This is a genomic window from Streptomyces sp. NPDC002130 (assembly GCF_040296465.1).
Lineage (GTDB): Bacteria > Actinomycetota > Actinomycetes > Streptomycetales > Streptomycetaceae > Streptomyces.
The window spans coordinates 1-11,232 of sequence record NZ_JBEOXI010000258.1 but is presented as its reverse complement, the minus strand read 5'-3'; the positions used below and the strand labels follow the sequence as shown (position 1 = coordinate 11,232).

11 protein-coding genes and 1 pseudogene are annotated in these 11,232 nt (G+C 69.3%); 9 read left to right on the top strand and 3 right to left on the bottom strand.

Annotated elements, in window-relative coordinates:
• Positions 1-200: pseudogene (locus tag ABT116_RS33935) on the top strand (type VII secretion integral membrane protein EccD); the annotation flags it as partial.
• Between the two features lie 270 nt (positions 201-470).
• Here ABT116_RS33935 and ABT116_RS33930 read toward each other — a convergent pair.
• Positions 471-764, bottom strand: coding sequence for a DUF397 domain-containing protein (locus tag ABT116_RS33930; protein ID WP_351641746.1), 294 nt, complete (start codon positions 762-764; stop codon positions 471-473).
• Positions 765-1,032: 268 nt separating this feature from the next.
• On the opposite strand from ABT116_RS33930, the gene rpsO reads away from it, so the two are divergent.
• From rpsO to ABT116_RS33905, 5 genes are all read left to right on the top strand, one after another.
• Positions 1,033-1,320: a 30S ribosomal protein S15 gene (rpsO, locus tag ABT116_RS33925; protein ID WP_015657483.1), complete on the top strand. Its 288-nt coding sequence runs from the start codon at positions 1,033-1,035 to the stop codon at positions 1,318-1,320.
• Between the two features lie 290 nt (positions 1,321-1,610).
• On the top strand, positions 1,611-3,827 hold the full coding sequence (locus ABT116_RS33920) for a polyribonucleotide nucleotidyltransferase (protein ID WP_351641744.1): 2,217 nt from the start codon (positions 1,611-1,613) through the stop codon (positions 3,825-3,827).
• Positions 3,824-5,203 (top strand): M16 family metallopeptidase, encoded by a 1,380-nt coding sequence (locus ABT116_RS33915; RefSeq protein ID WP_351641741.1) that lies wholly within the window; start codon positions 3,824-3,826, stop codon positions 5,201-5,203. The genes ABT116_RS33920 and ABT116_RS33915 overlap by 4 nt, the downstream gene beginning before the upstream one ends.
• Before the next feature lie 28 nt (positions 5,204-5,231).
• Positions 5,232-5,984, top strand: a complete 753-nt coding sequence (gene dapB / locus ABT116_RS33910) for a 4-hydroxy-tetrahydrodipicolinate reductase (RefSeq protein WP_351641738.1) — start codon at positions 5,232-5,234, stop codon at positions 5,982-5,984.
• Positions 5,985-5,996: 12 nt separating this feature from the next.
• The gene (locus ABT116_RS33905) at positions 5,997-6,452 is read left to right on the top strand and encodes a DUF485 domain-containing protein (RefSeq protein WP_351641735.1); all 456 of its coding nucleotides are present in this window, start codon (positions 5,997-5,999) and stop codon (positions 6,450-6,452) included.
• Positions 6,453-6,528: 76 nt separating this feature from the next.
• On the opposite strand, the gene ABT116_RS33900 is transcribed toward ABT116_RS33905, so the two are convergent.
• Together ABT116_RS33900 and ABT116_RS33895 are read right to left on the bottom strand one after the other, a co-directional pair.
• Positions 6,529-7,083, bottom strand: coding sequence for an SCO5741 family PH domain-containing membrane protein (locus ABT116_RS33900; RefSeq protein WP_351641733.1), 555 nt, complete (start codon positions 7,081-7,083; stop codon positions 6,529-6,531).
• A gap of 112 nt (positions 7,084-7,195) precedes the next feature.
• The gene (locus ABT116_RS33895; protein ID WP_351641730.1) at positions 7,196-7,435 is read right to left on the bottom strand and encodes a hypothetical protein; all 240 of its coding nucleotides are present in this window, start codon (positions 7,433-7,435) and stop codon (positions 7,196-7,198) included.
• A gap of 176 nt (positions 7,436-7,611) precedes the next feature.
• Between ABT116_RS33895 and thyX the strand changes: the two genes are divergently transcribed.
• The 3 genes from thyX to ABT116_RS33880 all read left to right on the top strand — a co-directional run.
• Positions 7,612-8,352 (top strand): FAD-dependent thymidylate synthase, encoded by a 741-nt coding sequence (thyX, locus tag ABT116_RS33890; RefSeq protein WP_351641728.1) that lies wholly within the window; start codon positions 7,612-7,614, stop codon positions 8,350-8,352.
• A gap of 212 nt (positions 8,353-8,564) precedes the next feature.
• Positions 8,565-9,464, top strand: coding sequence for a 4-hydroxy-tetrahydrodipicolinate synthase (gene dapA, locus ABT116_RS33885; RefSeq protein ID WP_351641725.1), 900 nt, complete (start codon positions 8,565-8,567; stop codon positions 9,462-9,464).
• A 153-nt stretch (positions 9,465-9,617) separates the two neighbouring features.
• Positions 9,618-11,232: ribonuclease J (locus tag ABT116_RS33880; RefSeq protein WP_351641723.1), on the top strand; the 1,615-nt coding region annotated here is incomplete at its 3' end.

Below are 11,232 nucleotides of genomic sequence, written 5' to 3'. Positions count from 1 at the left end.
TTCGTCCTCGCCGGGCGGCCCCTCCCCCGGGCACGACCGCGCTCGTCACGGCGATCGGTTTGATCGTCTCGCGCGGCGGCCTCACTCCGTTCTGGGGACGCTTCCTGGAGATCGCCGAGGGCTTCGTGCTGCTGACCCTGGTGCCGCTGGCCTTGGCGGTGTTCGACGTGTACTCGACAGTGCGCTCGTTGACCAGCTGAGCCCGACCCGCTTCCCCAAGCGTTGCCCGGTCCATCCGGACGGCGGATCCACCAGGCCAATGGGAAGCGTCCGACGGCACTGCGGGCACCGGTCCGCAGTCCAGCGTGGTGGCGGCGGCCGCAGGTGCGGGCTGCGACGGGACCCGTTGTCCGCTCAGCGGGACACGCCGCCGACCGTCACCACGCAGAGCCGTATCGAGGCTCATCGGCTCGACCACCGGGTCATCGAGGAGTGCTCGGCGACCCGGTCAGGCCTCCCGTACCCACCCGTCACTCCGGGGCAAGCCCTCCATCGCGTGGCGTCGGCTCAAGATCGAACTCCCCGTCCCGCGCCCCCAGCACGAACGCCCGCCACTCCGCCTCCGTGTAGCGCAGCACCGTGCCCGGGTCGAGCGACGACCGCATCGCCACGGCACCCTCGGGCAGGTAGGCGATCTCGACCCGCTCCTCGTGCGCCTCGGTGCCCGGCGCGCTGTGCCACTCGACACCGGAGATGTCGAGGGCGTAGAGCTCGTCCCGCTCGCGCTCCTTGCGTGCCTTGATCTCCTCAGCCGTCTCCGCCATGCCGCAGCGACCCCTTCCCGACGTACGAACGATCCGAATCCGCTCACCCTAGTGGCCCCCTCCGCTCCGGCCGGGGGGTTCGGAAGACCCGGGCAAAGGGGACCCCGGTCGCCTGGTACGCTGGTCGACGGCCGTTTGTGTACGCACCCCCGGAGCCCACCGCTCTGGAGGCCGCGCCCAGCGGATCCCCGCCTTCCGAGTCATGGAAGCTCCCCCGAGACAAAGACCGGGGGCACTCGGTGGCCATCACAGACTACGAGGAGTACGCGTGCCGCTCGACGCCGCTACGAAGAAGCAGATCATCAGCGAGTTCGGCCAGAAGGAGGGCGACACCGGCTCCCCCGAGGTCCAGGTCGCCATGCTCTCGCGCCGCATCTCGGACCTGACCGAGCACCTCAAGACCCACAAGCACGACCACCACTCCCGCCGTGGCCTGCTGATCCTGGTGGGTCAGCGTCGCCGCCTTCTCCAGTACCTGGCGAAGAAGGACATCCAGCGCTTCCGTGCGCTGGTCGACCGCCTCGGCATCCGCCGCGGTGCGGCGGGCGCCAAGTAAGACGCCGTGAGGGGAGCGGTTCCCGAAGGAAAGGGGACCGCTCCCTTTGCTGTACGTGCGGAGTGTCACCACTGCTTTGTAGTGTGGTAGCACAACGCAATACGGACGACACAGCACAACAAGAAGAGGAGAGGCGCACCTAGCCGCCGCCGGTCCTCGGTAGTGGCCCCCGGGGGAAGCGAGCCCGGGTGCTTCGATCGAAGACCGGCCCGCACAGCCCGGAGCGCTTCTCCGCAACCGTCCCCCTGCCACACGGGCAGCGACGGGACGAAGACGAGGAGATAACGCTAGTGGAGAACGAGACCCACTACGCCGAGGCCGTCATCGACAATGGCGCCTTCGGCACCCGCACCATCCGCTTCGAGACGGGCCGCCTGGCCAAGCAGGCCGCCGGCTCCGCCGTGGCGTACCTGGACGACGACACCATGGTGCTGTCGGCCACCACCGCCTCCAAGAACCCCAAGGACCAGCTCGACTTCTTCCCCCTCACGGTGGACGTCGAGGAGCGGATGTACGCCGCCGGCAAGATCCCCGGCAGCTTCTTCCGCCGTGAGGGCCGTCCCTCCGAGGACGCCATCCTCACCTGCCGCCTGATCGACCGCCCGCTGCGCCCCTCCTTCAAGAAGGGCCTGCGCAACGAGATCCAGGTCGTCGCCACGATCATGGCGCTCAACCCCGACCACCTGTACGACGTCGTCGCGATCAACGCCGCGTCCGCGTCCACGCAGCTGGCCGGCCTGCCCTTCTCCGGCCCGATCGGCGGCGTCCGCGTCGCGCTGATCCGCGGCCAGTGGGTGGCCTTCCCGACGCACACCGAGCTCGAGGACGCCGCGTTCGACATGGTCGTCGCGGGCCGCGCCCTGGAGGACGGCGACGTCGCGATCATGATGGTCGAGGCCGAGGCCACCGAGAAGACCATCAAGCTGGTCGAGGGCGGCGCCGAGGCGCCGACCGAGGAGGTCGTCGCCGCCGGTCTGGAAGCCGCGAAGCCCTTCATCAAGGTGCTCTGCAAGGCCCAGTCGGACCTCGCCGCCAAGGCCGCCAAGCCCACCGGCGAGTTCCCGATCTTCCTCGACTACCAGGACGACGTCCTGGAGGCGCTCACCGCCGCCGTCCGCCCGGAGCTCGCCTCCGCGCTGACCATCGCCGGCAAGCAGGAGCGCGAGGCCGAGCTCGACCGCGTCAAGGGTCTCGCCGCCGAGAAGCTCCTCCCGGAGTTCGAGGGCCGCGAGAAGGAGATCTCCGCCGCGTACCGCTCGCTGACCAAGACCCTGGTCCGTGAGCGCGTCATCAAGGAGAAGAAGCGCATCGACGGCCGCGGTGTCACCGACATCCGCACCCTGGCCGCCGAGGTCGAGGCCATCCCGCGGGTCCACGGCTCCGCCGTGTTCGAGCGTGGCGAGACCCAGATCCTGGGCGTCACCACCCTGAACATGCTCCGCATGGAGCAGCAGCTGGACACCCTCTCCCCGGTGACCCGCAAGCGCTACATGCACAACTACAACTTCCCGCCGTACTCCACCGGCGAGACGGGCCGCGTAGGCTCCCCGAAGCGCCGCGAGATCGGCCACGGCGCCCTCGCCGAGCGCGCCCTGGTGCCGGTCCTGCCGACGCGCGAGGAGTTCCCCTACGCGATCCGCCAGGTCTCCGAGGCGCTGAGCTCCAACGGCTCGACGTCCATGGGCTCGGTCTGCGCCTCCACCATGTCGCTGCTGAACGCCGGTGTGCCGCTGAAGGCCCCCGTCGCCGGTATCGCCATGGGCCTGATCTCCCAGGAGATCGAGGGCGAGACGCACTACGTCACCCTCACCGACATCCTCGGTGCGGAGGACGCCTTCGGCGACATGGACTTCAAGGTCGCCGGCACGAAGGACTTCGTGACCGCCCTCCAGCTCGACACCAAGCTGGACGGCATCCCGGCCTCCGTCCTGGCCGCGGCCCTCAAGCAGGCCCGTGACGCCCGCCTCCACATCCTCGACGTGATGATGGAAGCGATCGACACGCCGGACGAGATGTCCCCGAACGCCCCGCGGATCATCACCGTCAAGATCCCCGTGGACAAGATCGGCGAGGTCATCGGCCCCAAGGGCAAGATGATCAACCAGATCCAGGAGGACACCGGCGCCGAGATCACGATCGAGGACGACGGCACCATCTACATCGGTGCCGCCGACGGCCCCGCCGCCGAGGCCGCCCGCACCACGATCAACGGCATCGCCAACCCGACGATGCCCGAGGTCGGCGAGCGCTACCTGGGCACGGTCGTCAAGACGACCACCTTCGGCGCGTTCGTCTCCCTGCTGCCCGGCAAGGACGGTCTGCTGCACATCTCGCAGATCCGCAAGCTGGCCGGCGGCAAGCGCGTGGAGAACGTCGAGGACGTCCTCGGTGTGGGCCAGAAGGTCCAGGTCGAGATCGCCGAGATCGACTCCCGCGGCAAGCTCTCCCTGATCCCGGTCATCGAGGGCGAAGACGGCGACGAGACGAAGGACGACGGCGACAAGTGACGTCCCGTGGCTTCCAGGCGACGGCCCGCACCTCCTCGGAGGCGCGGGCCGTCGCCCGTACCCAAACCCTCATCAAGGGCGAGAACGGCATCGGTACGGTCCGCAAGACCACCCTGCCCGGCGGCCTGCGCATCGTCACCGAGACCCAGCCCTCGGTCCGCTCCGCGACCTTCGGCATCTGGGCGCACGTCGGCTCCCGCGACGAGACCCCGGCCCTGAACGGCGCCACCCACTACCTGGAGCACCTGCTCTTCAAGGGCACCAGCCGCAGGTCGGCCCTGGACATCTCCGCCGCGCTGGACGCGGTCGGCGGCGAGATGAACGCGTTCACGGCCAAGGAGTACACGTGCTACTACGCACGCGTGCTCGACAACGACCTGCCGCTGGCCATCGACGTCGTCTGCGACATGCTGACCGGCTCGCTGATCCGCGAGGACGACGTCGACGTGGAGCGGGGCGCGATCCTCGAAGAGATCGCCATGACCGAGGACGACCCGGGCGACTGCGTGCACGACCTGTTCGCGCACACGATGTTCGGCGACAACCCCCTCGGCCGCCCGGTCCTCGGCACGGTCGACACGGTCAACGCCCTCACCGCCGACCGCATCCGCCGCTTCTACAAGAAGCACTACGACCCGACCCACCTGGTCGTCGCCTGCGCCGGCAACATCGACCACGCCAAGGTCGTACGGCAGGTCCGCGCCGCCTTCGAGAAGGCCGGTGCCTTCAAGGACCCGGCCGCGGACCCGGTCGCCCCGCGCAGCGGCACGCGTGCCCTGCGCACCGCGGGCCGCGTCGAGCTGGTCGACCGCAAGACCGAGCAGGCGCACGTCGTGCTCGGCATGCCGGGCCTGTCCCGCACGGACGAGCGCCGCTGGGCCCTGGGCGTGCTGAACACCGCCCTCGGCGGCGGCATGTCCTCCCGCCTCTTCCAGGAGGTCCGCGAGAAGCGCGGCCTGGCCTACAGCGTGTACTCGTACACCTCCGGCTTCGCCGACTGCGGCCTGTTCGGCGTCTACGCCGGCTGCAGGCCCTCGCAGGTGCACGACGTGCTGAAGATCTGCCGCGACGAGCTCGACCAGGTCGCCGAGCACGGCCTCTCGGACGACGAGATAGGGCGTGCGATCGGCCAGCTCCAGGGGTCCACGGTCCTCGGCCTGGAGGACACCGGCGCGCTGATGAACCGTATCGGCAAGAGCGAGCTGTGCTGGGGCGAGCAGATGTCCGTCGACGACATGCTGTCGCGGATAGCGTCGGTCACCCCGGACGACGTCCGCGAGGTCGCCCGCGAGATCCTGGGACGGCGGCCCTCCCTGTCGGTCATCGGCCCGCTGAAGGACAAACAGGCGGCCCGCCTCAACGACGCCGTCGCCTGACAATCCCCTGGTGAAGGAAGCACAAGAGATGAGCAAGCTGCGCGTGGCGATCCTCGGCGCCAAGGGCCGGATCGGCTCGGAAGCCGTACGAGCCGTCGAAGCCGCCGAGGACATGGAACTGGTCGCCGCCCTCGGCCGGGGCGACAAGCTTCAGACGCTGACCGAAGCCGGTGCCCAGGTCGCGGTCGAACTGACCACGCCCGACTCGGTCATGGCCAATCTCGACTTCTGCGTCGGCCACGGCATCCACGCGGTCGTCGGCACCACCGGCTGGAACGACGAGCGCCTCGCGCAGCTGAACGGCTGGCTGTCCGCCTCCCCGGAGACGGGCGTGCTCATCGCGCCGAACTTCTCCATCGGGGCCGTACTGAACATGAAGTTCGCGCAGATCGCGGCACCGTACTTCGAGTCGGTGGAGGTCATCGAGCTCCACCATCCGAAGAAGGTCGACGCCCCGTCGGGCACCGCCACGCGCACGGCCCAGCTCATCGCGTCGGCTCGTGCCGAGGCGGGTGCGGCCCCGGCACCGGACGCCACGCAGACGGCCCTGGACGGGGCGCGAGGCGCGGACGTCGACGGCATCCCCGTGCACTCCGTCCGCCTGCGCGGTCTGCTGGCCCACCAAGAGGTCCTGCTGGGCGGCGAGGGCGAGACGCTCACCATCCGCCACGACTCGCTCCACCACAGCAGCTTCATGCCGGGCATCCTGCTCGGCGCCCGCCGCGTGGTGAGCACCCCGGGCCTGACGTTCGGCCTGGAACACTTCCTGGATCTGAACTGAGCCCCTGACGTCATGCGAGCGAAGCTCACCTACGCCCTCACCGCCGCCGTCCTGGTCGTCTACTTCGTCCTGGTCGGCAGCCGCGGCGTCCTGCTCATCGAGATCGGCACGCCCCTCACCGTCACCTTCGGTGTCGCCGTGCTGATCCTGCCATTCATCGGCCTGTGGTTCCTGTGGAAGAACACCCAGTTCGCCCGCAAGGCCAACCAGCTCGCCGCCGAACTCGACGCCGAGGGCGGTCTGCCCGTCGACGAGCTGCGGCGCACCCCCAGCGGGCGCATCGACCGGGACTCGGCCGACGAGGTCTTCGCCAGGCGCAAGGCCGAGACGGAGGACGCCCCCGACGACTGGCGCACCTGGTTCCGCCTCGCCGTCGCCTACCACGACGCCCGCGACACCCCGCGCGCCCGTAAGGCGATGCAGCACGCGATCGCCCTGCACGACGGCAAGCAGCCCGAAGTGGCCTGAACCGCTGCCCACTCATGACGGAGGGGCCGGACCGTTTTCTCTCACGGTCCGGCCCCTCCGTCATGAGGCTGAGACGTCAGCGCGGGCCGTGGTCCGCGGCCCACGCCTCCACCGAGTCGGCCGCTCGGTCGAAGGCCTCCGCGCGCCCCAGGAAGTCCGCGTTGTGCGTGGTCATCAGGGGCGGCAGTTCGGCCGCCTCCCGGCCCTGGCGCCCCAGCAGCAGCGCTTGCCCCTGCACGGTCCGGGGCAGCCCCAGCCAGCGCACCGGCTGCTGCACCGTCCGCACGGAGACGACCTGCTCCCAGGACGCCGTACGCGTCGTGAGGAAACCCACGTGCCGCAGCCCGCGTGCGCTGACCCACACGCCCATGCGCAGCAGCCGCAGCGCAGCGGCGATGACGAGCAACGCCAGGCCGAACACCAGCGCCGCCGAAGCGAGTTGGGCCGTCACGGCGATGATGACCGCAGCGAACAGCACGAACGAGGCGAGGAGCAGCGCCAGCGCGGCCACCACGACGCGCCACGGCCCGGGCCGGTACGGACGCCGCCAGCGGTCACGGTCTTCGTGAGGCAACGGAACGTCGTCCGCCGCCTCGAAAACGCGGTCGGCCGTCAGGAAGGGCAGGGGCACGGCTGGTCCTCACTCGATCCATGCGTGGGCTGTGCCCGGTGAGGCTACCGATCTGTGTCCCCGGTCACCACTGGCGGGGGGCCGGATGGAGTCACGGCCGGCCCGGCGCGGTTCAGCGCTTGTCGGACGCCTGCGACTGCTGAGGCTGATCAGCCGTCTTGTCGGGCGTCAGCGCGGGCGTCCCGATGACCAGGGACCCCACGAGCCCCGCCACGATGGTGAGCCCCAGCAGCCAACGCCCGGCCATCTGACCGACGGACGACCGCTCGCGGGGTGGGGGAGTGACATTGCTGCGGAACCTGTCGGCCTCGGCGACGAAGGCAAACGGTACGGGTTCACGCCGACCGAACATCAGGGGTACGTCTCCTTCAAGGGTGGAACGGATCACTTTCGTCTGTAGAGACGAACGAACTCCCTCAGAGGTGCCCTGTTTCACCGACTTCATTGCGGCACGGCACCGATCGCGCTGAATTGGCCGGGCCGTAGAGTGGCGTCGCCACACGACGAGATGGGAAGGCCCTGCCAACCGTGACCGACACCCCCGCCGACGACCTCAAGCCCAGCTACCGCAGCGACGTGACCGTCGAGCTGGTCAAGCACACCGCGTCCGACGCGGACGTCCTCTTCGCCGCCCGTGTCTCGACCCTGGGCGAGCAGTCCCTGGACGAGCTGAAGAAGGACCCCGAGCGTTCCAAGGGCCTGATCAACTACCTGATGCGGGACCGGCACGGCAGCCCCTTCGAGCACAACTCGATGACCTTCCTCATCAGTGCCCCGATCTTCGTCTTCCGCGAGTTCATGCGGCACCGCGTCGGCTGGTCGTACAACGAGGAGAGCGGCCGCTACCGCGAGCTCCAGCCCGTCTTCTACGTCCCCGACGAGTCCCGCAAGCTGGTCCAGGAGGGCCGCCCGGGCAAGTACGTCTTCGTCGAGGGCACCCAGGCCCAGCAGGAGCTGGTCGGCCGCGTCATGGAGGACTCGTACCGGCAGGCGTACGAGGCCTACCAGGAGATGCTCGCCGCCGGCGTCGCCCGTGAGGTGGCCCGCTCGGTCCTCCCGGTCGGCCTGTACTCGTCGATGTACGCCACCTGCAACGCCCGCTCGCTGATGCACTTCCTCGGCCTGCGCACCCAGCACGAGCTGGCGAAGGTCCCGTCCTTCCCGCAGCGCGAGATCGAGATGGTCGGCGAGAAGATGGAGGCCGAGTGGTCCCGGCTCATGCCGCTCACCTACGCCGCCTTCAACGCCAACGGACGCGTGGCGCCGTAACGCGTCCCGGTTTTCCCGATCAGGTACAGATGTACGGTTCAGCCGCGCGAAGTGTCCGTATTGCGGCATTTAGAGAAGTTCATCTAGCCTGATCAAACGGGTCCGGCACTGCTTGAACCCCCGAGCAGGCAGTGCCGGGCTCCACCTTTGTCACGACTTGTCGCCTGCCCCTTGGGCAGACCCGGTCCTGAGCAACGAGTAGCGTGTAACCCATGGCTCCGACCTCGACTCCGCAGACCCCCTTCGGGCGGGTCCTCACCGCCATGGTCACGCCCTTCACGGCGGACGGCGCACTCGACCTCGACGGCGCGCAGCGGCTCGCCGCCCACCTGGTGGACGCAGGCAACGACGGCCTGGTCATCAACGGCACCACGGGCGAGTCCCCGACCACCAGCGACGCGGAGAAAGCGGATCTCGTACGGGCGGTCCTGGAGGCGGTCGGCGATCGCGCCCACGTGGTGGCCGGAGTCGGCACCAACGACACCCACCACAGCATGGAACTCGCCCGGGCCGCCGAGCGCACCGGCGCACACGGCCTGCTCGTCGTGACCCCGTACTACAACAAGCCCCCGCAGGAAGGCCTCTACCGGCACTTCACGGCCGTCGCCGACACCACCGGCCTTCCGGTGATGCTCTACGACATCCCCGGCCGCAGCGGCGTCCCGATCAGCACCGAGACGCTCGTCCGCCTCGCCGAGCACCCGCGCATCGTCGCCAACAAGGACGCCAAGGGCGACCTCGGCCGCGCCAGCTGGGCCATCGCCCGCTCCGGCCTCGCTTGGTACTCCGGCGACGACATGCTGAACCTGCCCCTGCTCTCGGTCGGCGCGGTCGGTTTCGTCTCGGTCGTCGGGCACGTCGTCACCCCAGAGCTGCGCGCCCTGGTCGAGGCGTACACCTCGGGCGACGTCCAGAAGGCCACCGAGATCCACCAGCAGCTGCTCGCCGTCTACACGGGCATGTTCCGGACCCAGGGCGTGATGACGACCAAGGCGGCGCTCGCCCTGCAGGGACTGCCCAGCGGGCCGCTGCGCGCCCCCATGGTCGAATGCGCGCCCGAGGAGATCGAGCAACTCAAGATCGATCTTGCTGCCGGCGGGGTACAGCTCTGACATCAGACTTCGCGCGGACCCCCGCGCAACTGCTTCACAACTGAATAAGCGGGCCACCGGTGCCCGCACCCCACACAGACAACTGCTTCTGCACGAACGTCATGCGCGCCACGTGCCCCACCGGTACGTGGCGTGCGTGGTGAGGAGAGTCTTTTGAGTCATCCGCATCCCGAACTCCGCACACCCCCGCCGCTCGCCGAAGGCGGCCTGCGTGTCACCCCGCTCGGCGGCCTCGGCGAAATCGGCCGGAACATGACGGTCTTCGAATTCGGCGGCCGCCTGCTGATCGTCGACTGCGGAGTGCTCTTCCCCGAGGAGGAGCAGCCCGGCATCGACCTGATCCTGCCGGACTTCTCGTCCATCAGGGACCGCCTCGACGACATCGAGGGCATCGTGCTCACGCACGGGCACGAGGACCACATCGGCGGCGTCCCCTTCCTCCTCCGCGAGAAGCCGGACATCCCGCTGATCGGCTCCAAGCTGACCCTCGCCCTCATCGAGGCCAAGCTCCAGGAGCACCGCATCCGCCCCTACACCCTCGAGGTGGCGGAGGGGCACCGCGAGCGCATCGGTCCCTTCGACTGCGAGTTCATCGCAGTCAACCACTCCATCCCGGACGCGCTGGCCGTGGCCATCCGCACCCCCGCGGGCATGGCGGTCCACACCGGCGACTTCAAGATGGACCAGCTTCCGCTGGACAGCCGACTCACGGACCTCCACGCGTTCGCACGCCTGAGCGAGGAGGGCATCGACCTCCTCCTCTCGGACTCGACCAACGCCGAGGTGCCGGGATTCGTCCCGCCCGAGCGGGAGATCTCCAACGTCCTGCGCCAGGTGTTCGCCGGCGCCCGCAAGCGCATCATCGTCGCGAGCTTCGCCAGCCACGTGCACCGCATCCAGCAGATCCTGGACGCGGCGCACGAGTACGGGCGCCGCGTGGCCTTCGTGGGCCGCTCAATGGTCCGCAACATGGGCATCGCGCGGGACCTGGGCTATCTGAGGGTGCCCCCGGGCCTGGTCGTGGACGTCAAGACGCTCGACGACCTCCCGGACAGCGAGGTGGTCCTGGTCTGCACGGGCTCCCAGGGCGAGCCGATGGCGGCCCTGTCCCGCATGGCCAACCGCGACCACCAGATCCGCATCGTCCAGGGCGACACGGTGATCCTGGCGTCGTCCCTGATCCCCGGCAACGAGAACGCGGTCTACCGCGTGATCAACGGCCTCACCCGCTGGGGCGCCAACGTGGTCCACAAGGGCAACGCCAAGGTCCACGTCTCCGGCCACGCCTCCGCGGGCGAGCTGCTGTACTTCTACAACATCTGCCGTCCGAAGAACCTGATGCCGGTGCACGGCGAATGGCGCCACCTCCGGGCCAACGCCGAGCTGGGCGCCCTGACCGGCGTTCCGCACGACCGCATCGTCATCGCCGAGGACGGCGTCGCCGTCGACCTCATCGAGGGCAAGGCGAAGATCTCCGGCAAGGTCCAGGCGGGCTACGTCTACGTCGACGGCCTCTCGGTCGGTGACGTGGGCGAGCCGGCCCTGAAGGACCGCAGGATCCTCGGCGACGAAGGCATCATCTCGGTCTTCCTGGTCATCGACTCGTCCACCGGGAAGATCACCGGCGGCCCGCACATCCAGGCCCGAGGATCCGGCATCGAGGACTCCGCCTTCGCCCCCACCGGCATCGGCGTCCTCTGGGGCCGCCAGGAGCTGCTGGAGGACCTGCCTCCGTTCCTCGGCGGCGGCGAGATGATCGAGACGGTGT